Origin of the sequence: Aciditerrimonas ferrireducens (assembly GCF_023130475.1) — a bacterium.
GTDB classification, from domain to species: domain Bacteria; phylum Actinomycetota; class Acidimicrobiia; order Acidimicrobiales; family UBA8190; genus Aciditerrimonas; species Aciditerrimonas ferrireducens.
In genome coordinates, this window is record NZ_JAKHEX010000006.1 from 78,564 (window position 1) to 101,790 (window position 23,227).

Below are 23,227 nucleotides of genomic sequence, written 5' to 3' on the forward strand. Positions count from 1 at the left end.
CGTGGTCGCTGACCTGGCTCCTCCCGAGACCGTCGAGGGCATCCTGGCGCTGTTCCGCCACCGCGGCGGACGGGTCACCGCCTCCCGGCGCCTCGTAGTGCGCTGCTTGCTCGAGTCCGGCACCCACCCGACGGCCGACGAGCTGGTCAGCGCCGTGCACCGAGAGGACCCGACCGTCCACCGTTCCACCGTGTACCGCAACCTCGAGGAGCTCGAGCGCCTCGGGGTGGTGGAGCACGTCCACCTGGGCCACGGCGCCGCCACCTATCACCTCGCCACCGAGCGCCACGGGCACCTGGTCTGCGACCGCTGCGGCCGTCAGATCGAGGTGCCCGAGACCGTCTTCGGCGAGCTGGCCCGCATCGCCCGGGACCGCTACGGCTTCGAGGTCCGTCCCCGGCACTTCGCCGTCCCTGGCCTCTGTCGCACCTGCGCGGGCCAGGAGGCACCCACCGCCGAGGGCGCCCCGGCGACGACCCGGGCCTAGACCCGGGCGATGTTGGCGAACCGGGCGTAGTGGTCGACGAAGGCCAACTGGACCGCCCCCACCGGCCCGTTGCGATGCTTGGCGATGATGATCTCGGCTGTGCCCCGGTCCGGGGAGTCCGGGTTGTAGACCTCGTCCCGATAGATGAACAGGACCACGTCCGCGTCCTGCTCGATCGACCCTGACTCCCGCAGGTCGGCCAGCACCGGCCGCTTGTCCTGGCGCATCTCCAGGTTCCGGGACAGCTGCGAGAGGGCCACGACCGGGACCTTCAGCTCCCGAGCCAGGATCTTCAGGCCTCGGCTGATCTCCGAGACCTCCACCTGCCGGCTCTCCGCCCGGGCCCGGCCGGTCATCAGCTGCAGGTAGTCGACCACCACCAGGCCCAGCCCCTCTTTGGCCATCAGCCGACGGGCCTTGGCCCGCACGTCCATGACCGTCAGGTTCGGGTTGTCGTCGATGAAGATCGGGGCGTCGCCCAGCCGTCCGATGGCGTCGGAGATCTTCGGCCAGTCGCTGTCGTGCAGCCGGCCGGTCCGCATCCGGCTGGCGTCCACTCGGGCCTCGGCGCACAGCAACCGCTGGGTCAGCTCCAGATGGCTCATCTCCAAGGAGAACAGCAGCACCGGCTTCCGGGTGGCCAAGGCGGCGTGCCGTACGATCCCCAGGGCGAAGCTGGTCTTGCCCATCGAAGGTCGGGCACCGACCACCACCAGGTTCGACGGTTGCAACCCGGCTAGGCGCTCGTCGAGGTCCACGTAGCCCGTCGGCACACCGGTGACCGTCTGCTCGCGCTCGTAGAGCTGCTCGAGGTGGTCCAGGCTGGCCGCCAGCAGCTCCCGCAAGGGCGACAAGGTGTCCACGACCCGGCGCTGGGCCACTTCGAACACCAGGGACTCGGCCCGATCCACCGCCTCGCTCACGTCCTCGGGGACCGAGTACCCGAGTTCGGCGATCTCCCCGGCGACCGCCACCAGGCGTCGCAGCAGGGCGTGCTCCTCGACGATTCGGGCGTAGTGGCCAGCGTTCGCCGTCGACGGCGTGCTGACCTGCAGCCGCACCAACAGGGCCGGGTCCCCGACCGCCTCCATCAAGCCCTGCCGCCGCAGCTCCTCGGTGACCGTCACCGGGTCGGCCGGTTCACCCCGGGCGTAGAGGCTGGCGATGGCCGAGAAGACCACGCCGTGGGCCGGCTTGTAGAAGTCCTCGGCTCGCAGACGCTCCAGGGCAGCAGCAATGGCATCCCGGGACAGGAGCATGGCCCCCAGCACCGACTCCTCGGCTTCGAGGTTGTGCGGAGGGACTCGGCTGCTGCTGACCCGACGGGTCGCGGTCTCGTCGAGGGTGTTCGCCATCGTTTCCTCACCCTGCCCGAGCCGGCCTGGGGAAAGGAAGTGGAGGACCGCAGAAAGCTGCGGAAATCTCGCACTCCCCAGTGGACGACGGTGTGGACGCTCGCAGCGGGCTCCGCACGCAGCCAGCCTGCCAGGCGGGTCTGACAGGCCTCGGTCGGCCCGTCGGCAGGCTCAGGCGCCCTCCGCCTCGACCTCCACGGAGAAGTGGGCCACGACGTCCGGATGCAGCTGGACCGCCACCTCGTGACGGCCAACGGTCTTGATGGGCTCCTCCAGGTGAAGCCGTCGGCGGTCGAACACCACGTCAAGTTGCTCCTGGCAGGCGGCGGCGACGTCCGCTGCGGTCACCGAGCCGAACAGCCGCCCGCCGGCCCCCGCCCGCGCCACCACCCGGACGGTCGCCCCGGTCAGCGTCCGGGCGGCCTGCTCGGCAGCCTGCCGGGCAGCGGCCTCCCGCTGGTCCCGAGCCCGGCGCATCGCGGCCGCCTGAGCTTCGATGCCAGCCGTGGCCGGCACCGCCCGACGGCTCGGGACGAGGAAGTTCCGGGCGAAACCCTTGCTGACCTCGACGATGTCCCCACGACGCCCCAGACGCTCGACGTCCTCGCGCAGCACCACCCGCATCAGCCGGCCACCTCCACGGACTCGGCCACCTCAGCCGACTCGGCTGCCGCCGACTCGCTCTCTTCGACCACCGGCTCTTGCACGGCGCCCTCGGCGCCAGCCCGACCGGCCCGACCGGCCCGGGCCTTGCTGCCCGACCGCTCGGTCACTGTCCGTTGGGTGTAGGGCAAGAGGACCAGCTCCCGGGCGGTCTTGATGGCCACGGCCACGTCCCGCTGGTGCTGGCTGCAGTTGCCGGTCACCCGCCGGGCCCGGATCTTGCCCCGGTCGCTCATGAACTTCCGCAGCAGGGCCACGTCCTTGTAGTCGACCCACTCGACTTTGTCCCGGCAGAGCAGGCACGGCTTCTTCTTCGGACGCCGAGCCGCTTCCTTGGCGGCCCGGCGGCTCCGACGATCGTTGGTGTTCCTCGCCATGGTTCAGAACGGCTCCTCGTCGTAGTCGTAACCACCGCCCTGGGCGGCGGCCGGTGCCGGCCGACCGGCCGGGGCGGGACGGGCGCCCTCGCCGGTCGGGCCCCGCCGCTCGTTCTTCGTCACCTGGGCGGTCGCCCAGCGCAGGCTCGGACCGATCTCGTCGGCCACGACCTCGATCTTGCTCCGCCGCTCCCCCTCCGGGGTTTCCCAGGACCGCTGCTCCAGCCGACCGGTCACGATCACCCGGCTGCCCCGCACCAAGCTCTCGGCAGCGTTCTCCGCCATCTCCCGCCAGCAGACCACGTCGAAGAACGACGTCGCCTCCTCCCACTCCTGGGTCTGACGGTTCTGCCAGCGCCGGTTCACCGCCAAGCCGAACGTGGTCGTGGCCTGACCCGTCGCCGTCCAGCGCAGTTCGGGGTCCCGGGTCACGTTGCCGACCAGCACCACCGTGTTCCCGTTCGACATCTCACCCAACCTCCGCAGGCCGGGCCGCCCGACGACCGGTCGGGGTCGACCGGCGAGCCAGGCGGTCGGGCAGGCGGACCACCTTGTGCCGCAGGACCTCGTCGGCCAGTCCCAGCACCCGGTCCAGCTCCGCCGCCGCCTCGGGCGAGCCCGTGAACTCCACCACGACGTAGTAGCCCTCGTGGCGGTGCCGCATCTCGTAGGCGAACTGTCGCCGTCCCCACCGGTCGACCCGTCCCGGCTGCCCGCCGTGGGTGCGCAGCGCCTCCAGGGCTCGGTCCAGCACGGCGTTCACCGCCGTGTCTGGCACCTCGGTGTCGAAGATAACCATCACCTCATAGAGCCGCACGAACGGCCTCCTCCCTCTGGACCCGGCCACGCCGGGGCCCCGGACCACCCGGAGCAGGGCGCCAGCCCGAGACGCCATGGCGCCAGGGCCGGCAGGGATGCTTCATCGTAGCCCAGTGGGCTCTTGGCCCTGCTCCACGCCCGGCCGCCGAGCCCAGCCCCCTCCTGCGGACCCTGGACTGGGCCCGGGACGCGGACCGGTGCTAGGCCGGGCTCCCGCTGGGGGCGTCTTCCGGGTAGGTCTCCTCGGGCCCGGGGAACCGACCTTCCCGCACGTCGGCCGCGAAGGCCGCCACCGCTGCGGTGGCCTGGCCGAGGAGGTCGGCGTAGCGCCGGGCGAACCGGGGGACGGGCCCGGGGTTCAGGCCGACCAGGTCGTGGAAGACCAGGACCTGTCCGTCGCAGTCCGGCCCGGCCCCGATGCCGATGGTCGGCACCTCCAGCGCCTCGGTCACGGCTCGACCGGCCGCGGGCGGGATCCCCTCGAGGACCACGGCGAACACCCCGGCGGCCTCCAGGGCCAGGGCGTCGGCCACGAGCCGCTCGCGCGCCTCGGCCCCCCGGCCCTGGGGCCCATGACCGGGACCTCGGCGTCCACCAGGGCCTCGACCACCGGGACCCGCAGTGCACCCCCCTCGAGCTTCACCGCCTTCGCCCCGGCCCGCACCAGTCGGGCCGCGGCCCGCACGGCGGTCCGCCGCCCCTGGTGATAGCTCGGCCAGGGCAGGTCGGCGACCACCAGGGCCCGCGGGCCCGCCCTGGTCACCGCGGCCACGTGGTGGGCCAGGTCGGCCACATCGACCTGCAGGGTGTCCGGGTACCCGAGGACGGTGTTGGCGACCGAGTCACCGACCAGGATCAGGTCCACGCCGGCGGCGTCCGCCACCCGGGCGCTCGGGGCGTCGTAGGCGGTGACCATGACCAGCGGTTCGGCGCCCTTGGCCCGCTTCCGTCCCCGCACCATCGGCACGGTCAGGGGCCGGCGCAGAGAAGCCTCCGTCATCGCTGCCTCCTCGCCGTCCAGCGCTTTGGGGGCTGCCGGCGGCTCCCCGCACCGTACCACCGGCCCCCTCGCCGGCGACGTGCCGACCAGCGGCGCAGGGGGCGCCCTCTGGGCCGCGGGCGAGAGCCGACGGTTGGGCCCGACCGATGGCGAGCAGGACGAGGGCACCCAGGGCGCTGGCCCCGAGGGTCCCCGCCACCAGGCCGGCGGCTGCAGCCGGTTCGAGGCCCGAGGACCGGCCGAAGACCGTCTCGGCGAACAGCAGGGGCACCGTCACCCCGGCGCCAGCCAGGGCTCCACCTCCGGCCAGTGCCCCGGTCCGCCCCCGCGACCCGAGCGCTCCCCGGAACCGGGCACCCGCACACGGCCCTTTCCCCGTCCGCCGGCCAACGAGCGCGTCACCGACCAGTCCGCCGCCCAGCACCCCGATCGGCTTGCCGACCACCCGGGCCACCAGGACAGCCCAGAAGACGCTGCGGGCGGCCGGCGTGGCCAAGAGGGAGCTCCGCAGGTCGATGCCCAGGTTCGCCAGGCCGAAGACCGGCAGGACCAGCAGCTGGACCAGGGGCTCGAGCACGGCGGTCGTCCGGGACGCGCCGGCCGTCCCCGCTGGCACCGTGGCACCCGCCAGAGCTCCGGCCAGGGCCGGTTCGACCCCGGCCCGGGCGAGGATGAGCCAGAGGACGACCGTCCCCCCCAGGGCCGGCCAGGCCGCCTGTTGCCAGCGCCCCAGGAGGCCCACGGCCACCAGCGCCACTACCCCAAGGCCCAGCCACGGCACCGAGGGGTGCTGGCCGCTCACCACGGCCAGGACCGCCACCGACCCCAGGTCGTCGGCCACGGCCAAGGCGAGGAGGAAGCTGCGCAGCCAGGGCGGTACCCGGGGGCCGAGCAGGGCGGCGCTCGCGGCCACCAGGGCGGCGTCGGTGGCCATGGGCACGCCCCAGCCCCGGGCCAGGGGCCCTCCACCGACCACCACGAGGTAGCACGCCGCCGCACCCCCCATGCCGGCGGCCGCGCCGAGCACCGGCGGCAAGGACCGCCGCCAGCCGGCGAGCGGACCCCCCGACGCCCGGGCCTCGGCAAGCTCGAGCCCGACCGCCAGGAAGAAGGGGGTCAGGAGCCCGTCGTTGACCCATCCCCGGAGACTCGGGATTCCGGGGGCCACCGCAGCCAGTCGCAGTCGAGCCGAGACGAGGTGCTCGTAGCCGGCCCGCCAGGGGCTGCTGGCCAGGACCAGCGCCACCAGGGCACCAGCTGCCAGCAGGAGCCCGCCGAGCTGGTCTCCGTGCCAGGTCCTCGCCGCCCACGTCGGGGTCGGGGTGGTGGGGCGTGCCATGGCCTCCTGCCGACCAGGCTTCCCGGCACGCCGACGAAGGGATGGGAACGGAGCCGGGCCGTCCAGACGAGGCCCGACCGCCACTCAGCTTAGGCGGCCGTAGCCTCCCCGACGGCCGAACCCGCCTGGCGGGCCCGCTCGGCCAGGGTGGGGTAGGTGAGGACCACGAGGACGAACATCCCGAAGGTGAGGATGTGGACCCCGGTGCAGTACTCGCAGATGTTGCCGATGAGGAAGAGCTCGGCGATGACCAGGTAGATGACCATGCCCATGCCGACCACCACCATGGCCAGCCGCAGCCGAGCCAGCCAGATCGAGGTGGAGCGCCACAGGGGCGGCAGGTTGACAGCCGTCAAGACCACGTAGAAGGCGAGGCCCAAGATGGCCACCGGGATCCCGAGGACCCGGGAGTACTGACTGGTGGTCACCCTCGCACAGTTGATCAGCCCCGAGGTCGAGCAGACCAGGGCGCCAGGGTGGAAGTGGGTGTAGGTCAGGTAGGCGCCATCTGCGACCCCGAGGACGCAGAGGACCAGGGCCACCCAGGGCACCGCCCGACCGACCCGCGGGAGGTCCTCCAGCCAGGCCGCCGCGTCGCCCTCCTCGCCGTCCGAGCTCGTTGCCACGGCGCGCTCGTCGACCTCGGCTGCCCGTGCACCGACGCGGGTCCGGTCCCGCGCCGGCGCACGGGTCGTCGCGCCCCGCTGCCTCGCCATCGGAGACCGCCTCCGGCCTAGGCGTTGATCCCCAGGGCCTTGGCCGCCGCCTGGACCCCGCTGTTCGTGCACACCGAGCCCGGCTGGCCGCCGTCGATGGCGCAGACCCCGGCCATGATGTAGTTCGCCGTACCCACGATGGCCTGGGTCACCGGGCTGCTCGGGTTCGAGAGCAGCGCGGCCACCTGGGCCTGGGTCTTGCCGTCGAGCAGCTGCGGGTCGATCGGCGCGCTCTTGATGAAGACCAGGTTGCCGATGTCCACGAAGGGCACCCCTTCAGGGTTGTCGTAGGTGCTGTAGAGCCGCTGCTCGGTCGAGGTCAGGGGGGTGAGCACCGTGTGGGTGTCCAGCCCGTCCTTGTCCTGGCTCAGGTACTCCACCGGTACGAAGTTCACGTAGGGACTGCTGTAGGTGGCGTGGAGGAAGTCGAAGGTCGGCGTGTCCGGGGCGTAGTCCCACGGCGAGGAGGTCGTCTCCTGGACGCCGCTGAAGGTCCCGAACTTCGAGAAGGCCAGCAGCAAGGACCAGCGGGTGGCGGCGCAGTAGGGACAGAACACGCCCCCGATGTAGAGGGCAGCCGGCTTGCTCGAGCCGTTCAGGTGCAGCACCGGCTGGTGCTTCTGGACCACCGGCGGGTTCACGTTCGAGCCGCCGGTGCCCACGGCCGAAAGCACGCTGTTCGGGACGTTTTCGACCTCCTGGAGGACGGCCGGGGAAGCCGTGGTCACCGCCGGGGGCTTCAGGCCGTTGGCTCCTGACGACGAGCCTCCCCCGGTCACCTTCACCAGGACGACGACCAGGACCACGACCACCACGAGGACCACGGCGATGACCGCCATGGTCGAGGACTGGACCCGCCGGCCCGGCGGCCGGGCCTGGATCGTCCGGCCCTGGGCCGGCCGGCCGCCCCGACCGTTGCCCGACGGCCGCCCCGGCCCGGCGCCACCGGACCGGGCAGCGGCGCCCCTGGCGCCCCCTCGGGAACTACTGGACTGGGTCGGGCTCACGCTTGCACTCCTCGACTCCTTCGCTCCAGGCCGGCCCCGTGCCGACCCGGCTCGCCCGGCGGGCGCCAGGCTCCGCCCACCATCGTGCACCATCCTGCCCCCTCGGGGACCGCCAGGCACGAGCAGGGGCCCCGATGCACAGCAAGCTCTCAGCCGCACCCGCCGGGGACGGGGCGCACGACGCGACACCGGTCGGTGACGGGGTGAAGAGCGGAGGACCGATCCCCTGGTCTGCCGCCGGAGCCGGTCGCCGGCGAGCTCACCCCTCCTGGGCCCTGCGCCGTGCCGCTCGCTGGCGCCCCCCGGCGGGGAACATCCGGACCAGGTGGTGCCAGGCGCAGCTCGGGCAGACCTCGACGACGTAGCAGGCCACCTGCTCGACCCGGTTGCAGAGGCGGTCCAGCTCGGCCCGGCTGGCCGGGCATCGCCCGTTCGGAGGGAGGCGGGCCCCGAAGACGTAGGTCACCTCGACCAGGTCGTCGGCCTCGCAGATGGGGCAGGGCTCGCCGGCCGCCGCCCCGACGTTCCGGGCGGCCCGCAGGAGCTCGGGATGGGCGTCGCAGACCTCCACCCGCGAGAGCCGCCCGCGGCGGACCTCCCGCACCACGGCGTTCCGGGCAAGCCGGTACTCGACCCGACCGCCGTCCCCGGCGACGGCGAACCCCCGCACCCCCGGCGGCCCTCCACGCATCGGGGCCAGGGTACCGCCGAGGGGGACCGCAGAGCCGCCCCCGACCCCCACCCCGGCTTGTCGACACGTCGATATATCGGTACGATAGGTTCTGTCGATGGTCAAGCCGATCGACGGTTCAGCCGACTGCCGAGGAGCGTCCAGCGTGGCGAGTGCCAGGATCAGGATGGAGGCCCAGGGTGCTTGAGCTGGCCATCCTGGGCCTGCTGGAGGAGCAGGAGCTCCACGGCTACGAGATTCGGCGGCGCCTCCGGGAGGAGCTGGGGTTCCTGGCCAACGTCTCCTTCGGGTCCCTCTACCCGGCCCTCGCTCGCCTGGAGCGCTCCGGTGCCGTGGTGGCCGCCGGCGAGGCCGCGTCGACGCCCGGGATCCCCATGACCGGCTCGCTGGCCGGCGAGCGGGCGGCGTTCTGGCCACGGCGGGGACCGGCGCCGCGGAGTCGACGTGGCCGGAAGGTCTACCGGATCACCGAGGAGGGGCGTCGGCAGTTCGCCGCCCTGTTGGCCGCCGAGCCAGGAGCCGGCGAGGATGCCCGGAGCTTCGGGCTCCGCTTGGCCTTCGCCCGGTACCTGCCGCCTGCCGCCCGCCTCCGGCTGCTCGAGCGACGACGGAGCCAGCTCCAGGAACGACTGGAGGCGGCCCGCCGCGTGGCCGCGGACCACCAACTGGATCGCTACGCGCGGTCCCTAGCGGAGCACGCCAAGGAGTCGACCGAGCAGGACATCTCCTGGCTCGACCGGCTGATCGCCGCCGAACGAAGCGGCGGGGACGACGGCGTCCACTGGACGCCGTCGCCTGCCCCGATGCCCTCGCCTGACCCGTCCCGAGCCGCCTCGGCGGCCCCGTCCAGTGCCGCAGCCGCGGCCGTCACGAAAGGACTGCCATGAGCCCCATCCGAGTCGCCATCGCCGGCGTGGGCAACTGCGCCAGCTCCCTGGTCCAAGGGGTCGGCTACTACCGGGACGCCTCCCCGGAGGACACCGTGCCGGGCCTTATGCACGTGGAGCTCGGCGGCTACCACGTCCGGGACCTGGAGTTCGTCGCCGCCTTCGACGTGGACGCCGCAAAGGTGGGCATCGACCTCGGCAAGGCCATCTTCGCCGGCCAGAACAACACGGTGCGCTTCGCCCCGGTCGGTCACCTCGACGTGACCGTCCAGCGGGGCCCGACCCTGGACGGTCTGGGCACCTACTACCGGGAGGTCGTCGAGGAATCCCCGGCCGAGCCGGTGGACGTCGCCGCGGTCCTGCGGGAGCGGCAGGTGGACGTCCTCGTGAGCTACCTGCCGGTGGGCTCCGAGCAGGCGCAGCGCTTCTACGCCGAGGCCTGCCTGGAGGCCAAGGTGGCCTTCGTGAACGCCATCCCGGTCTTCATCGCCTCCGACCCCACCTGGGCCCGGCGCTTCCAGGACGCCGGGGTGCCGATCGTGGGCGACGACATCAAGAGCCAGGTGGGCTCGACGATCCTCCACCGGGTCCTCACCCGGCTCTTCGAGGACCGCGGCGTCGCCCTGGACCGGACCTACCAGCTGAACTTCGGCGGCAACATGGACTTCCGGAACATGCTCGAGCGGAGCCGCCTGCAGTCCAAGAAGGTCTCCAAGACCCAGGCGGTGACCAGCCAGATCGAGCACACGGTGCTCGACGCCGACGACGTCCACATCGGTCCCTCGGACCACGTGCCCTGGCTGAGCGACCGCAAGTGGGCCTACATCCGCATGGAGGGCCGGAACTTCGGGGACGTCCCCCTGGCCGTCGAGCTGAAGCTCGAGGTCTGGGACTCCCCGAACTCCGCCGGGGTCATCATCGACGCCATCCGCTGCGCCAAGCTCGGCCTGGACCGCGGCCTGGGCGGCCCCCTGGTCGGCCCGTCGGCCTACTTCATGAAGTCGCCGCCGGTGCAGTACCACGACGACGAGGCCCGGGCCCTGGTGGAGGCGTTCGCCGCTGGCGATCCCGGTCCTCGCTGGCCGGCGGACTGACCAGCCGGGCGGCCTCGCCAGCGTCGTCGGCGGCCCGGCGAGCGGCCCACCAGGCGTCCAGGCGGCGGCGAGCCTCCTCTTCGCCGAGGGGCCCCTCGTCGAGTCGCAGGTCGAGGAGGAACGCCAGGGCCTCGCCGACCAGCGGACCGGGCGGGATGCCCAGGTGGGCCATGACCTGGCGGCCGTCGAGGTCGGGCCGAATGGCGTCGAGTTCCTCGCGGGCCCGCAGCTCGGCGATGCGCTGCTCGAGCTCGTCCATCCGGCGGGCGAGCGCCCGGGCCTTCGCCGCGTTCCGGGTGGTGCAGTCGCAGCGGGTCAGCTCGTTCAGGCGCTCGAGCAGGGGACCGGCGTCCCGGACGTAACGGCGGACCGCCCGGTCGGTCCACCCCAGCCGATAGGTGTGGAAGCGCAGGTGCAGCTCCACCAGCCGGCTCACCACCTCGACGTCCTCCGCCGAGTAGCGCAGCGCCACCAGGCGCTCCCGGGCCATACGGGCCCCGACGACATCGTGGTGGTGGAAGCTCACCCCGTCGGGACCGTAGGCCCTGGTCCGGGGCTTGCCGATGTCGTGCAGCAGGGCCGCCAGGCGCAGCAACAGATCCGGGCTGGTCTTGTCGACCACGGCCAGGGTGTGGGCCAGGACGTCCTTGTGCCGGTGGATGGGGTCCTGCTCCAGCGCCAGGGCCGGCAGCTCCGGCAGGAACTGCTCGGCAAGCCCGGTTCCCACCAAGAAGGCCAGGCCAGGGGAGGGCTTGGGCAGCACCAGCAGCTCGTTCAGCTCGTCCCGGACCCGCTCGACCGAGACGATGGCCAAACGAGCGGCCATGGCCCGGACCGCCGCCACCAGGGCCGGGTCCGGCTCCAGGCGCAGACCGGCCAGGAAGCGGGCCGCCCGGAGCATCCGCAGGGGGTCGTCGCCGAAGGACTCCTCGGGGGCCAAGGGCGTCCGCAACCGTCGGGCCGCCAGGTCGGCCAGGCCACCGTAGGGATCGAGCAGCTCCGGCTCCTCGTCCGGGGCGACCGGCAGGCGGAGGGCCATGGCGTTCACCGTGAAGTCCCGCCTCGAGAGGTCCACGGTGACGTCGTCGCCGAAGACCACCTCGGGCTTCCGGGACTCGGGGCGGTACGCCTCGGCCCGGTGGGTGGTGACCTCCAGCTGCCGACCCCGCCAACGGGCCCCGATGGTCCCCCAAGCCTTGCCCTGCAACCAGACCGCGTCAGCCAGCTCCCGCAGGATCCGCTCCGTGGTCTCGGGTCGGGCGTCCGTGGTGAAGTCGAGGTCCCGCTCCTCGCCGACCCGGTCCAAGAAGAGGTCCCGGACCGAGCCGCCCACCAGGTACAGCCGGTGGCCGGCCGCGCCGAAGCGCTCGGCCAGGGGGGCGGTGAACTCCACCAGACGTGCCACCCGATCGGGGACCACGACGCCCGAGGGTAGCGCCCCGCCGGACCCCGCCCGCTAGCCTCCGGCCGTGTCCCGAAGCGCCACGTCACCGCCCAGCCGCACCGAACGGCGGGCCCTGGCCCGCCTGCTCGCCGAGCGAGGGCCCGACGCCCCGACCCTCTGCGAGGGCTGGCTGACCCGGGACCTGGCGGTCCACCTGGTCGTCCGGGAACGCCGGCCCCTCGCCGCCCCGGGCATCCTGCTCGGCGGCCCGGCTCGGCGACTCCTCGAGCGGGCCACGACGGAGGTCCGGCAGCTTCCCTACGACGACCTCGTGGCCCTCGTCGAGAGCGGCCCGCCCGCCTGGCTGGCGCCCCTGGACCCGCAGGTGAACCTGGCCGAGTTCTTCGTCCATCACGAGGACGTCCGCCGGGCCGGGCCCGAGGCCCTCCCCCCTCGGCCGGCCGAGGAGACCCGAGCGCTCGACGAGGCCCTCTGGGGGCTGCTCGGCGTCGCCGGTCGCCTCTTGGTCCGCCGGGCCGGCGGCCTCGGCATCGCCCTCCGCCGCCCCGACGGCCAGCAGCGAGTCCTCCGCCCCGGGACCCCGACCGTGGTGCTCCAGGGACGGCCCAGCGAGCTGACCCTCTACCTCTACGGTCGGCAAGCCATCGCCCAGGTCGAGCCGACCGGGGAGCCCGAGGCCCTGGCCCGCCTCGCCCAGGTCTCCTTCGGGCTCTAGCCCGCCTCCGCTCGATCGGGCCGCAGGCCAGCCGTTCAGTAGGCTCCTGGCCGACGTGGCACGGATCCGGGGCGGGACCCCGGCTCGTCGCGACGGCCTCCTCGCCCGCATCGCCCGCTACTGCCGTCGGTGGCCGGCTGATCGCTCTCGGGCCCGGCCGATCGCCACCAGCACCGCCAGGTTCACCGCGCTCCTCGCCGGCCTGGCGGTGGGCTGGGCTGCGCTCGTCCCTCCGGGTCCCCCGGGCGAGCAGGGCGCGCTGGGCCTGCGCACGACCGTCTCCGCTGCCGCTCGGAGCCTCCCGGTCACCCTCCGGGCGGCGAGGTCGGCCCATCGGCCGAGCACCTCGTCGTCCCCTTCGCTCCTCTTGGTCTCAGCCCCCTGGGTCACCGAGCCCGGTCAGGCCGACGAGCTGCAGGTGGCGGTCCAGGCGCCCAGCAGCGACGCCAGCCTGCGGGTCCTGGTCTACGGCCGCTTCCACACCCGCTCGGGCTTGGCAGCTGCCCTTGCGGGCACCATCGGCCAGCCCCTCCTCTGGGCCTCCACGCCCCTGTCCCTCTCCCAGTTGCCGAGCGCCGGCCTGGGCCGATTGGCGATCCGCCTCGTGCTGGCCACTCCCAGCCACCCCGACCCCAGCGTGCCGCCCGGCAGCCTCGGTCCGGTCCCCCTGGACTGCCCGGGGGGTCCGGGGTCTTGCGGCGGGGTCTACCCGGTGGTGGTCCAGCTGACGAGCGGTCGGCGGACCAGTTCGCTGGTGACCACCCTCGTGTACACCTATCCCCGCACGAGCCCCGCCGCCGTGCTCAGCCCCTTGCGGGTCGCCCTCGTCGTCCCTCTCGCCGCCCCGCTGGTCCGTGCCCTGCCCTCCCCGGCCACCCAGGCCACCCTGGCTGCCCTGGCTCGGGCCAGTGCCCAAAGTCGCCTGCCCCTCACCTTGGCCCCCGAACCCGCCCTCCTCACGGACCTCGCCGCCTGGTCCTCCGCCGACCGGCGGGCCCTCGACGGGGCCCTGCGCGCCCCGGACCGGCAGGTGGTGGCCGAACCCCTCGCCCCCCTCGACCTCCCGGCGCTCGTCCGAGCCGGCCTCCAACCCCTTGCGGAAACCGCCCTCGCCCAGAGCTGCTCGGCGCTGGCCGGCTTGCCGCTCGTGCCCCTGACGGCGTTCCTCCAGGGCCCCCAGGACCCCGAGACGATCGCCGCCGTCAGGCAAGCCTGCGGCGGGATCCGGAACTTCGTCCTCCCAGCCAGCGACCTCGCCGGCCGACCCTGCACCCTCGGCTGCGCCGCACCCGTCGCCCTCCAGGGCCTGCGAGGCGGACCGCTGCTCGCCGCCCAGGTGGACCCGCAGGCCTCGACCGAGCTGACCGCCTTCCCCCACGACCCGGTCCTCGCCGCCCACTGGGTGGTGGCCGACCTGACCTTGGCGGCCTACGAGGAGCCCTCTGCCCGCCAGCCCCGGGGCCTCGTCGTGGCCCCGGACCCGGGCACCCTCTCGGCCAGCGAGCTCAGCGGCCTCCTGACCGGCCTCTCGCTCGACCCGGCCCTCGACCCGGTGACCCTCTCGACCTACTTCTCCCAGGTGCCCGCAGGGGCGGACGGCCAGCCCGCCGAGCGTCCGCTGGCCACGCCTCCAGGCGGCCGCGTCCTGGCCGTGGGCGACGCCCTGCGGGGCGCGGCCAGGCAACTGACCGGGTTGGCTGACGCCCTCGCCGGCAGCACTGCCGGTCGTCTCCTCGCCGGCCGGCTCGAGACCCAGCTGGTGCTCGCCGCATCGTCAGATCTCACGGCTCCGGCTCGCCACCAAGCCCTCGAGGCGCTCTCGGCCGCGCTCGGGGACGAGGTCGACCGCATCCACGTCCCCGACACCACGATTCGCCTGACCTCCTCGCAGGCTCTGCGGGTCCCTATCACCCTCACCAACCAGACCGGCATGCCGCTCGCCGGCACCCTGCGGATCCAAAGCGACCAGCTTCTCTTCACGCCGCTCGACGGCTGCCGAGGCACGGACCCGGTCCCCGGCGGCTTCACCGGGGTCGCCTGCCCCGTGACCCTCAGCCGGGCCGCCGACGCGGTCTACGTCTCGGTCCGGGCCCGGTCCGCCGGGGCCTTCCGGGTCCGGGCCACGCTCCTGGCCCCCAACGGCGCAGCCCTGGTCAGCGGTCGACTCGAAGTCCAGTCCCTGTCGGCCACCTGGGAGGCGCTCGTCCTCTCCGGCGCTGCCCTCCTGGTGTTGCTGGCCTGGTGGGCCAGGACCCTCCTGCGGCCCCGGGGCCGCCACGCCCGACGCCGGACGCCGCAATCGTCCCTGAGCGCCCGGGGCCTTGAGAGGACGGGCGCGTGAACGACCTGCCCCCGCCGTCCGACCCGGGGCACCAGCAGGGCTCCGAGCGCCCGGCCCCGGGCCGAACCGGTCCGTCCCGGCCCAGCCTGGCCCGGGCCACCGGCCTCATGGCCTCGGGCACCCTGCTCTCCCGGCTGACCGGTCTGCTCCGGACCCTGGCCACCGTCTACGCCCTCGGGTTCGGAGCGGTCTCGGGTGACTACAACCTGGCCAACACCGTCCCGAACATGGTCACCGACCTGGTCCTCGGGGGGGTCCTCTCGGCGACGTTCGTGCCGGTCTTCGTCGAGCGACTGACCAGCCGCTTGGAGGACGAGGCCTGGGAGGCCATCTCGGCGGTGGTCAGCGTGGCCGTCCTGGCCATCGCCGTGGCCTCCGTGGCGTTCCTGGCGGCCAGCCCCCTCATCGTCAGCGCCCTCACCGCCCTCCAGCACGGGACGGCCACGACCGCGGACCGTCGGCTGTCGGTCGACCTCCTGGTCCTCTTCGTCCCCCAACTGGCCTGCTACGGCCTCATCGCCGTGGCCACCGCCGTCTTGAACGCCCGGCGGCACTTCGCCGCCCCGGCCTTCGTGCCTGTGGTCAACAACGTCGTGCTCATCGGTGTCCTCGTCGCCTTCCGCCAGATCGTCGGGCCTGCCCTGGTCGACCGGGCCGACGCCGCCCAGCTGCTCTTGCACCACCAGGGCTGGATCCTGCTCCTCGGCGTCGGCACCACCGCCGGCGTGGCCCTCCAGGCCGCCGCCCTCACCCCGGCCCTCTGGCGAGCCCGGCTGCGGCTGCGCTGGCGACCGGCCTTGCGCCACGAGGCGGTGGCGACCGTCGTGCGCCTCTCGGGCTGGACCTTCGGGCTGGTCGTGGCCAACCAACTGGCCCTGGCGGTCGTCTTGGCCCTCTCGGAGGCGATCGGTCCCCAGGCGGTCTCCGCGTACACCTACGGCTGGCAGTTCTTCCAGCTCCCCTACGGGGTGGTGGCCGTGTCCATCATGACGGCCACGGCTCCCGAACTGGCCGAGCACTGGACGCTCGGGGATCTCTCGTCCTTCCGGCGTCGGCTGGCCAACGGCCTGCAGGCGACCCTGGCCGTCATCCTCCCTGCCGCGGCCGCCCTGGCCGTGCTGGCGAGGACAGGGGTCGCGGTCCTCGCCCACCTGACCCACCAGAGCGGCTCCAGCGACACCGCCCAGGCCTTGGCGGTCCTGGCCCTCGGGCTGCCGGGGTTCTGCACCTTCCAGTTCGCCGTCCGGGCCCTCCAGTCCATGCAGGACCTCCGATCGGCCTTCTGGCTCTACGCCCTGGAGAACACCCTGAACATCGTCCTGGCCCTGGCCCTCTACCGCCCCCTCGGGGTCCAAGGCATCGCCGCCTCCATCGCCGCCGCCTACACCGTGGCTGCGTTCGCCTCCCTCGCCCGGGTCCGCCAACTGGCCCGTGGGCTGGGCGGACGGGTCCTGGTCGGGTCAACCGCCCAGGCCGTCGGCGTGGCCCTGGCGGTCGCCCTCGGCGCCGCCGTCGGCGTGGACCTCTTCGGGGGGAACAGCGGGCCGATCCTCCTGGCCCGGCTCCTCCTTGGTCTGGCCCTCGGCAGCGTCGCTGCCCTGGCCGGCCTGGGTCTCACCCGGCTCGGACGGCGATCCGGCACCGCGTCGCGTCGCCCAACGCGACCAGACGGCCAACCCCGTCGACGGGGAACGGCCACGCCAGCCCCCGAGGTCCTGGCTCGGGTCCGCCTCCCCTCGGCGGTTCCCCCCTCGCCCCGGCCGCGCCGACCCCGTCGACCGACCTGAGGACCGGCAAACCGGAGCTCCGGCAGCGCCCAGCCGCCGCATGGCAGACTGCGGGGCCCGAGCCGCGCCGAGGAAGGGAGGGGCAGTGGCCGGCGTCTGCGTAGTGACCGACAGTGCCTGTGACCTCCAGCCCGAGACGGCTGCGGCGCACGGCATCCGGGTGGTGCCCCTCACCATCCGGTTCGGCGACGAGGAGCTCGTCGACCAGCGAGAGCTCTCGACCAGCGCCTTCTGGCAGCGCCTCCTCGCCGGACCGCACCTGCCCAGTACGGCGGCCCCCTCGCCGGGGGCCTTCCGAGAGGCCTTCGAGGCCGCCGGGCAAGACGGTGCCGAAGGAGTGCTCTGCCTGACCCTCTCCGGGGGGGTCTCGGCCACCTACCAGTCGGCCTGCGCCGCCGCGCAGGACCTGGCCGGCGAACTGCCGATCGAGGTGGTCGACACCCGCACCTTGACCCTCGGCCTCGGTCTGTTGGTCCTCGGTGCTGCCGAGCAGGCGGCAGCCGGGGCCAGCCTGCCCGACCTGGTCCAGGCGGTCCGGTCCCGCATGGCCCGGACCGCGGTCCTCGGGGTGGTCGGCACCCTCGACCACCTCCGCCGAGGCGGTCGGATCGGGGGAGCCGCGCATCTCGTGGGCTCGGTCCTCGCCATCAAGCCCATCATCGAGGTCCGCGACGGTGTCGTCGAGGTCGAGTCCAAGCAGCGCACCCGCTCCCGGGCCCTCGCCTACCTGGTCGAGAAGGTCGCCAGCCTGGGCCCCTTCGAGCGCATCGGGGTGGTGGAGGGCGCTGTCGAAGACGCCGAGGCGTTCCTCGAGCGCCTCCGGGCCGCGGTGCCCGAGCCCGAGCCGCTCGTGGCCCCGCTCGGCCCGGTCGTCGGCGCCCACGCCGGACCGGGGACCATCGGCGTCTGCGTCGTTCGGCGGACCGGCGGGTAGCCTGCGGGCATGTCCGGCATCCAACCAACGGCCGCTCCCCCGGGGATGGACCGCGACGGCCCGGACCTGGCCGTGAGAGTGGCCGACGCCGTCGAAGGCGTCGCCGACCTCGTCCACGATCGGGTCGTTCGGCCCCTCCTCCTGCTGAGCCGAGCCCTGGTCCTGGCCCTGGTGGCCCTGGCCCTGGGCACCGTGGCGGCCGTGGCCGCCGGGATCGGCCTGGTTCGCCTGCTCGACGTCGACGCCTTCGGCAATCGGGTCTGGGCTTCCGACGCCCTCCTCGGGGCCCTCCTCTGCCTGCTCGGTGGCCTAGCCTGGCGGCAACGTCGCCCCGCCGAGGAGCGTCAGCGATGACCGCCGAGCAGCGCGATGTCGTGATCGTGGGCTCGGGCCCCGCCGGCTTGACCGCCGCCGTCTACACCGCCCGGGCCAACCTTCGACCCCTCGTCGTCGAGGGCGAGCCGTCCTCCACGAGCGACCAGCCCGGCGGCCAGCTCATGCTGACCACCGAAGTGGAGAACTTCCCGGGCTTCCCCGAGGGGATCCTCGGGCCGGAGCTCATGCAGCGTTTCCGGGCCCAGGCCGAGCGGTTCGGGGCCGAGTTCGTGACGGCCAAGGTGACCCGGGTTGACCTCGGTCGACGCCCTTTCGCCCTGTGGACCTCCGTCGGCGGTGAGGAACCGGCGGTGGTGAGCCGGGCCCTCATCGTGGCAACGGGTGCCCAGGCCCTGACGCTCGGGGTGCCCGGCGAGGACCGCCTGCTCGGCCACGGGGTCTCGACCTGCGCCACCTGCGACGGCTTCTTCTTCCGGGACCAGGACATCGCCGTGGTCGGGGGCGGGGACTCGGCCATGGAGGAGGCCCTGTTCCTCACCCGCTTCGCCCGCTCCGTCACCGTCGTCCACCGTCGCGGCGAGCTGCGGGCCTCGAAGATCATGCAGGAGCGGGCCTTCGCCAACCCCAAGATCCGCTTCCGCTGGCACGCCGTGGTCGAGGAGGTCCTCGGCGAGCAGACCGTCGAGGGCCTGCGCCTCCGGGACGTTCGGGACGGCAGCGAGGAAGTCCTCGGGGTCACCGGGTGCTTCGTGGCCATCGGTCACCGACCCAGCACCGGCGTCTTCGCCGGCCAGCTGGCGATGGACGACGAGGGCTACCTCCGAACGACCGACGGTTCTCGGACGAACGTCGAAGGGGTCTTCGCCTGCGGCGACGTCCAGGACCGGGTCTACCGCCAGGCGGTGACCGCTGCCGGGTCGGGCTGCATGGCCGCCATCGACGCCGAGCGCTGGCTCGAAGCCCAGGGACGGTGAGCGCTCGGCCCACCCGTGCCGCCGTGGTCCTCCCGGGCCACCGGCCAGTGGGCCGGAACATCGTGGCGGCCCGACGTGTTGTACTCCCCGTCCGCCGGCCCGTCCCTGCGGGCCTGCCAAGAACCAGGAGCAGTGATGAGCGACCTGATCCGTTCCCTGACCACCAGCACCTTCGACGAGTACGTGACCACGGCCGACCGACCCGTGGTCGTGGATTTCTGGGCTGAGTGGTGCGGGCCGTGCAAGATGATCGCCCCCGTCCTCGAGGAGATCGCCACCGAGCAGCAGGACCGCTTGGCGGTGGCGAAGGTCAACGTCGACGAGAACCCGGAGCTGGCCCGGCGGTACGACGTGCTGAGCATCCCGACCCTGCTGGTCTTGAAGGAGGGCAAGCCCCTCGCCCGGATCGTGGGAGCCCGGGGCAAGGCGCAGCTGGTCCAGGAACTGGCCGCCTACCTCTAGGCCTCCCGCTCCGGCCCGCCGACCACGGACCGGCGGTCACCGACCTTCAACGTCGTCTGGCCGACCTGGGCCTTTCGTGCGCGCCGGACACCCCTGGCCACTTCGGCCCGGGGACCCGCGCCGCCCTCGAGGCCTTCCAGCACCGCCGCGGCCTGCGGGTCGACGGGGTCTGCGGCCGGGAGACCTGGAGCGCCCTGGTCGAGGCCGGCTACCAGCTCGGGAGTCGCCTCCTCTACCTCCGCCGACCCATGCTCCGCGGGGACGACGTCGCCGAACTCCAGCAGCGCCTCGCCGCCCTCGGCTTCGACCCTGGTCGGGTCGACGGGATCTTCGGCCCCACCACCGCCCCTCGAGTGACCCCCCGGCACCCCGAGCTCTCCCTCGTGTCGGTGGTGCGCGACCGGGAACGGCTGCTCCGTGGCCCCCGGACCCTCCTCCGTCGCCGGATCGCCCTCGCCGAGCCCGGTGGCCTCGACGCCCTCGCCGCGGCCGTCCGCCGCCGGCTGGCTCGACGCGGCGCGCTGGTCGTGCCCATCCTCCATCCCGACGGTTCGGTCCAAGCGGCGATGGCGAACCGCGCCGAGGTTGACGTCTTCCTCGGCCTCCGTCTCGAACCCACAGCCGCCCACTGCACCTGCGCCTACTACGCGGGGTACCGTTACGTCTCACCAGGCGGACAACGTCTTGCGGAAATGGTCGCTCGAGCGATCGACGAGACACTCGAGCTCGTTGAGGCCACTGCGGTGGTCGGGATGTCGGTGCCTGTCCTCCGGGAGACCCAGATGCCCGCCGTCCGCTGCGAACTCGGCCCCGCCGACCTCCTGGTGGCCCGCCTGGCAGAGGTGGCCGAAGCCCTGGCCGGCGCCCTCGAAGCCTGGGCTGCCGCCCCCGTCTGATTCCGCCGGCTTCAGCTGCTGCCTGCGGGCTGGGCGACGCTCGGGAGTCCGTAGGCCCGCACGGCGTACTCCTCCACCATCCGCTGCGTCGTGAACCAGCTCCCGTTGCGGGCCAAGGCCCCCCGACCGACCGCCAGGAACCCTTCGGGGTCCCGGTAGTAGAGGGGGGCGACCGCCGTCGCCAACACCTCGACGAAGCTCCTCGCGTCCTCCTCGTAGGTCGGGTCCACGCCTGGTCGTCCCGTGGGATCCCCCACCCGCTCCGGCGAGCCGCCAATGGCCCAGCCCGTCACCCCCTCCTCGTGCCCCTCGACCCACCAGCCGTCCAGCACGCTCAGGCTCGGGACGCCGTTCACCGCAGCCTTCATCCCGCTGGTCCCCGAAGCCTCGTACGGTCGGACGGGCGTGTTGCACCAGACGTCGACGCCAGCCACCAGCGTCCGAGCGACCGCCAGGTCGTAGTCGGGGACGAACGCGATCGTGACGGTCCCGGCCAGGGCATCCCGGGCTGCCAGCACGTCACGGATGAGGGCTTTGCCAGGCTCGTCCCGGGGATGGGCCTTGCCGGCGAAGACCAACTGCAGGGGGCCGACCTCGGCCACCACCCGCCTGAGCCCCTCGGGATCGGCCAGGACGAGCGTCGTCCGCTTGTAGGCCGTGGCTCGCCGGGCGACGCCCAGGGTCAGCACCGTCGGGTCCAACAGGGGCCCGCCCCGCTCGGCCACCAGCGACGCCAAGGCCTCCTTGGCGACCCGATGGGCCGCAGCCAGCTCGGGCAGCGGCAGGGCCTCCTCGGCTGCCCGCAACCGGCCGTTGTCCTGTCGCCACCCGGGGACCCACCGATCGAGGACGGCGCCCACCGGGGGGGCGACCCACGTCGGGGCGTGCACCCCGTTCGTCACCGCCGCCACCTGGATCCCCGGGAACATGGACGCTGTCACCTGGGCGTGACGCCGGGAGACCGCGTTGACCCAGCGACTGCCGGCAATGGCCAGCTCCGTCATGTTCAACTCGCCCCCGGGTGCCAGCAGGCCCTTGCTCACCAGCGCGGCCGCGAGCACCTCACCGGCCTCGGCCCGCACCATGGCCTCCGGGAAGCGGTCGTGCCCGGCTGCCACCGGGGTGTGGGTGGTGAAGACGCAGCGTTCCCGGACCGCTTCCCAGTTGCCGTCGGCCTCGGCCAGGAGCCCCAGCAAGGCGAAGGCGGCGTGGCCTTCGTTCAGGTGCACCGTGCGCACCGGCGCCCCCAGCGCCCGCAGGAGCGCCAGGCCGCCCAGGCCGAGCACGAGCTCCTGGCGCAGTCGGTACCGCTGGTCGCCACCGTAGAGGACGTCGGTCAGCTCCTGGTCCTCGGGCAGGTTGCCCGGCACTCGCGTGTCCAGGAAGTACACCGGCACGACGCCTCGCGCACCGCTGATGACGAAGCGCCACGCCCCGACCCGCACGTAGCGTCCTGCGAGGGGCACGCTCACCTCGAAGCCCACCCGCTCGAGGTGCTCAGCCGGGTCCCAAGCCACTGGCCGTTCCTGTTGGCCTCCGGCCTCGTCGAGGGCCTGGGAGAAGTAGCCCTGGTGATAGAGGAGGGTCACGCCGACCATCGGCACGCCAGCATCCGCTGCCGCCCGCAGGTGATCGCCGGCGAGCACCCCCAGCCCACCGCTGTAGGTCGGCACGGCGTCGGCGACGGCCACCTCCATCGACAAGTAGGCCACCAGGCCCTGCCCTTCCGACTTCGGCCCCTCCTGCCGCACCCGTCCACTCCCTTCGTCCCTCACCCCACGGTCCAGCTGTCCACAGCCTCATGCACAGGTTGTGGACCACCTGACCCCGCACCAGAGCCTCGGCTTCCACGTTCCGTGGTCCCAACCTGTTCTGCCTGGTCGTTTCCCACGTTCCGTGAACATAGCCTCACGGTCTTCGCCCATTTGAAAGCTCACGGGAGAGAGCAGTGTGTCGTCCTCCGTCACCCTCGACTCTCACTCGCCAGCAACCATCCGGCGGTAGATCCGCTCCAGGTCCTCCAAGGACGCGAACTCGATGACGATTCGCCCTCGGGCCGTCCCCATCTCGACCTTGACTCGCGTCTCGAGGTAATCGGCCAGCAGCTCCTCCAACTCCAGCACGCCGGCGTCCGGGAGCGGCTGTTCCAGCCGCTCCCGCACGGCCGAGCGTCCTGGTTCCCCGCTGCGGCCCGGCATCGTGCCGGCACCCAGGCCCACCGGCTCGGCAGCCCGTTGCGGTGCCGGTTCGTCCCGTGGCGCTGGTGCCGACGCGGGCCCTTGCGCCTCGACCGTCGGCGCCAGCTCGACCGCCGACGCACTGGACTGCCGCACGAGCTCTTCCACTGCCCGGACCGTCAGCCCTTCTGCGACGACCCGTTGGGCCAGCTGCTCCTGCAGACTCCGATCGGGCGTGCCCAGCAATGCTCGAGCGTGGCCCGCCGAGAGGCTGCCCTCGGCCAGGGCCCGCTGCACCCCGGCGGGCAGCTGCAAGAGACGCAGGGTGTTCGTGACGGCAGCCCGACTCTTCCCGACCCGAGCCGCCACCTGCTCATGGGTGTAGGAGAACTCGTCGATGAGCTGCTGGTACGCCGTCGCTTCCTCGATCGGGTTCAGATCCTGCCGGTGGAGGTTCTCCACCAGGGCTTGTTCCAGCGACTGGAGGTCGTTCGCCTGCTGCACCAGCACCGGGATGGTCTGCCGTCCGGCGCGTTTCGCCGCTCGCCAGCGCCGCTCGCCAGCGATCAACTCGAACTGGCCGTCCCCGAGCTCCCGCACCAGCACCGGCTGGAGGACGCCGAGCTCCTTGATCGAGGCTGCCAACGAGGCCATGGCTTCTTCGTCGAACCGCCGCCTCGGCTGGTGCGGGTTCGGACGGATGGCCGAGATCGGCACCTCCCGATAGGCCGTGCCCGTGGTCGTGACCTCAGTCGGGATCAACGC

Annotated in this window: 22 protein-coding genes and 3 pseudogenes; 12 read left to right on the forward strand and 13 right to left on the reverse strand. The window is 73.2% G+C overall.

The genetic code is table 11. The features are described 5' to 3' along the window. Window position 1: 1 nt before the first annotated feature. Window positions 2–487: a Fur family transcriptional regulator gene (locus tag Acit_RS05640; protein ID WP_248106799.1), complete on the forward strand. Its 486-nt coding sequence runs from the start codon at window positions 2–4 to the stop codon at window positions 485–487. Here the strand turns inward: Acit_RS05640 and dnaB are convergent. The 10 genes and pseudogenes from dnaB to Acit_RS05690 all read right to left on the reverse strand — a co-directional run bounded on the left by dnaB (window position 484) and on the right by Acit_RS05690 (window position 8,454). Next, window positions 484–1,842: a replicative DNA helicase gene (gene dnaB / locus Acit_RS05645; protein WP_248106800.1), complete on the reverse strand. Its 1,359-nt coding sequence runs from the start codon at window positions 1,840–1,842 to the stop codon at window positions 484–486. The two genes, Acit_RS05640 and dnaB, sit on opposite strands and share 4 nt — an antisense overlap. Window positions 1,843–2,013: 171 nt before the next feature. After that, window positions 2,014–2,466, reverse strand: a complete 453-nt coding sequence (gene rplI / locus Acit_RS05650) for a 50S ribosomal protein L9 (protein WP_248106801.1) — start codon at window positions 2,464–2,466, stop codon at window positions 2,014–2,016. A 158-nt stretch (window positions 2,467–2,624) separates the two neighbouring features. Next, window positions 2,625–2,882 (reverse strand): annotated as a pseudogene (gene rpsR, locus Acit_RS05655) (30S ribosomal protein S18); the annotation flags it as partial. A gap of 3 nt (window positions 2,883–2,885) precedes the next feature. After that, entirely contained in the window at window positions 2,886–3,350 is a 465-nt protein-coding gene (gene ssb / locus Acit_RS05660; protein ID WP_248106802.1) for a single-stranded DNA-binding protein, read from the reverse strand. Window position 3,351: 1 nt separating this feature from the next. Continuing rightward, window positions 3,352–3,699 (reverse strand): 30S ribosomal protein S6, encoded by a 348-nt coding sequence (gene rpsF, locus Acit_RS05665; protein ID WP_248106803.1) that lies wholly within the window; start codon window positions 3,697–3,699, stop codon window positions 3,352–3,354. 202 nt (window positions 3,700–3,901) lie between these two features. After that, window positions 3,902–4,662 (reverse strand): annotated as a pseudogene (locus tag Acit_RS05670) (3-methyl-2-oxobutanoate hydroxymethyltransferase). After that, entirely contained in the window at window positions 4,544–6,040 is a 1,497-nt protein-coding gene (locus Acit_RS05675) for a Na+/H+ antiporter NhaA (protein WP_248106804.1), read from the reverse strand. Before Acit_RS05675 ends, Acit_RS05670 begins: the two are co-directional and overlap by 119 nt. Before the next feature lie 89 nt (window positions 6,041–6,129). Then, window positions 6,130–6,666, reverse strand: coding sequence for a vitamin K epoxide reductase family protein (locus Acit_RS05680; protein ID WP_248106805.1), 537 nt, complete (start codon window positions 6,664–6,666; stop codon window positions 6,130–6,132). Between the two features lie 107 nt (window positions 6,667–6,773). Continuing rightward, a complete protein-coding gene (locus Acit_RS05685) occupies window positions 6,774–7,763 on the reverse strand; it encodes a DUF929 family protein (protein WP_248106806.1) in 990 nt (329 codons plus the stop codon). Between the two features lie 259 nt (window positions 7,764–8,022). Next, on the reverse strand, window positions 8,023–8,454 hold the full coding sequence (locus tag Acit_RS05690) for a DUF5318 family protein (protein WP_248106807.1): 432 nt from the start codon (window positions 8,452–8,454) through the stop codon (window positions 8,023–8,025). Between the two features lie 179 nt (window positions 8,455–8,633). Here Acit_RS05690 and Acit_RS05695 point away from each other — a divergent pair, with 179 nt between their 5' ends. Next, window positions 8,634–9,341 (forward strand): PadR family transcriptional regulator, encoded by a 708-nt coding sequence (locus Acit_RS05695; RefSeq protein ID WP_248106808.1) that lies wholly within the window; start codon window positions 8,634–8,636, stop codon window positions 9,339–9,341. Next, window positions 9,338–10,435, forward strand: a complete 1,098-nt coding sequence (locus Acit_RS05700; RefSeq protein ID WP_248106809.1) for an inositol-3-phosphate synthase — start codon at window positions 9,338–9,340, stop codon at window positions 10,433–10,435. Before Acit_RS05695 ends, Acit_RS05700 begins: the two co-directional genes overlap by 4 nt. Here the strand turns inward: Acit_RS05700 and Acit_RS05710 are convergent. Beyond that, window positions 10,335–11,855, reverse strand: coding sequence for a CCA tRNA nucleotidyltransferase (locus tag Acit_RS05710; RefSeq protein ID WP_312709842.1), 1,521 nt, complete (start codon window positions 11,853–11,855; stop codon window positions 10,335–10,337). The genes Acit_RS05700 and Acit_RS05710 overlap by 101 nt on opposite strands. A 49-nt stretch (window positions 11,856–11,904) precedes the next feature. Here Acit_RS05710 and Acit_RS05715 point away from each other — a divergent pair, with 49 nt between their 5' ends. From Acit_RS05715 to Acit_RS05750, 9 genes and pseudogenes are all read left to right on the forward strand, one after another. Then, window positions 11,905–12,555 (forward strand): TIGR03085 family metal-binding protein, encoded by a 651-nt coding sequence (locus Acit_RS05715; protein ID WP_248106810.1) that lies wholly within the window; start codon window positions 11,905–11,907, stop codon window positions 12,553–12,555. Window positions 12,556–12,610: 55 nt separating this feature from the next. After that, window positions 12,611–14,896 carry a hypothetical protein gene (locus Acit_RS05720; RefSeq protein WP_248106811.1) on the forward strand — a complete coding sequence of 762 codons (2,286 nt, stop codon included), beginning with the start codon at window positions 12,611–12,613 and terminating at the stop codon, window positions 14,894–14,896. Beyond that, complete coding sequence (gene murJ / locus Acit_RS05725; RefSeq protein WP_248106812.1) at window positions 14,893–16,683, forward strand: murein biosynthesis integral membrane protein MurJ; 1,791 nt, start codon at window positions 14,893–14,895, stop codon at window positions 16,681–16,683. Before Acit_RS05720 ends, murJ begins: the two co-directional genes overlap by 4 nt. Before the next feature lie 85 nt (window positions 16,684–16,768). Next, window positions 16,769–17,617, forward strand: coding sequence for a DegV family protein (locus Acit_RS05730; protein ID WP_248106813.1), 849 nt, complete (start codon window positions 16,769–16,771; stop codon window positions 17,615–17,617). A gap of 9 nt (window positions 17,618–17,626) precedes the next feature. Then, on the forward strand, window positions 17,627–17,971 hold the full coding sequence (locus Acit_RS05735) for a hypothetical protein (protein ID WP_248106814.1): 345 nt from the start codon (window positions 17,627–17,629) through the stop codon (window positions 17,969–17,971). Then, window positions 17,968–18,927 (forward strand): thioredoxin-disulfide reductase, encoded by a 960-nt coding sequence (trxB, locus tag Acit_RS05740; RefSeq protein ID WP_248106815.1) that lies wholly within the window; start codon window positions 17,968–17,970, stop codon window positions 18,925–18,927. The genes Acit_RS05735 and trxB overlap by 4 nt, the downstream gene beginning before the upstream one ends. Before the next feature lie 135 nt (window positions 18,928–19,062). Next, window positions 19,063–19,389: a thioredoxin gene (trxA, locus tag Acit_RS05745; RefSeq protein WP_248106816.1), complete on the forward strand. Its 327-nt coding sequence runs from the start codon at window positions 19,063–19,065 to the stop codon at window positions 19,387–19,389. A gap of 38 nt (window positions 19,390–19,427) precedes the next feature. After that, window positions 19,428–19,574 (forward strand): annotated as a pseudogene (locus Acit_RS13880) (peptidoglycan-binding domain-containing protein); the annotation flags it as partial. 63 nt (window positions 19,575–19,637) lie between these two features. Further along, window positions 19,638–20,285 (forward strand): peptidoglycan-binding protein, encoded by a 648-nt coding sequence (locus tag Acit_RS05750; protein WP_248106817.1) that lies wholly within the window; start codon window positions 19,638–19,640, stop codon window positions 20,283–20,285. 11 nt (window positions 20,286–20,296) lie between these two features. Here Acit_RS05750 and glgP read toward each other — a convergent pair whose 3' ends face one another. Both glgP and Acit_RS05760 read right to left on the reverse strand, forming a co-directional pair. Continuing rightward, window positions 20,297–22,036 (reverse strand): alpha-glucan family phosphorylase, encoded by a 1,740-nt coding sequence (glgP, locus tag Acit_RS05755; protein ID WP_248106818.1) that lies wholly within the window; start codon window positions 22,034–22,036, stop codon window positions 20,297–20,299. A 225-nt stretch (window positions 22,037–22,261) separates the two neighbouring features. Beyond that, a complete protein-coding gene (locus tag Acit_RS05760) occupies window positions 22,262–23,224 on the reverse strand; it encodes a ParB/RepB/Spo0J family partition protein (protein WP_248106820.1) in 963 nt (320 codons plus the stop codon). Between the last annotated feature and the right edge of the window lie 3 nt (window positions 23,225–23,227).

What these genes read in the sequence shown, in the direction of transcription:
- Acit_RS05690 (WP_248106807.1), bottom strand. Translation starts at nt 8,454, where the DNA reads ATGCGTGGAGGGCCGCCGGGGGTGCGGGGGTTCGCCGTCGCCGGGGAC.
- Acit_RS05735 (WP_248106814.1), top strand. Translation starts at nt 17,627, where the DNA reads ATGTCCGGCATCCAACCAACGGCCGCTCCCCCGGGGATGGACCGCGAC.
- rplI (WP_248106801.1), bottom strand. Translation starts at nt 2,466, where the DNA reads ATGCGGGTGGTGCTGCGCGAGGACGTCGAGCGTCTGGGGCGTCGTGGG.
- ssb (WP_248106802.1), bottom strand. Translation starts at nt 3,350, where the DNA reads ATGTCGAACGGGAACACGGTGGTGCTGGTCGGCAACGTGACCCGGGAC.
- Acit_RS05700 (WP_248106809.1), top strand. Translation starts at nt 9,338, where the DNA reads ATGAGCCCCATCCGAGTCGCCATCGCCGGCGTGGGCAACTGCGCCAGC.
- trxB (WP_248106815.1), top strand. Translation starts at nt 17,968, where the DNA reads ATGACCGCCGAGCAGCGCGATGTCGTGATCGTGGGCTCGGGCCCCGCC.
- trxA (WP_248106816.1), top strand. Translation starts at nt 19,063, where the DNA reads ATGAGCGACCTGATCCGTTCCCTGACCACCAGCACCTTCGACGAGTAC.
- Acit_RS05750 (WP_248106817.1), top strand. Translation starts at nt 19,638, where the DNA reads ATGCTCCGCGGGGACGACGTCGCCGAACTCCAGCAGCGCCTCGCCGCC.
- dnaB (WP_248106800.1), bottom strand. Translation starts at nt 1,842, where the DNA reads ATGGCGAACACCCTCGACGAGACCGCGACCCGTCGGGTCAGCAGCAGC.
- Acit_RS05675 (WP_248106804.1), bottom strand. Translation starts at nt 6,040, where the DNA reads ATGGCACGCCCCACCACCCCGACCCCGACGTGGGCGGCGAGGACCTGG.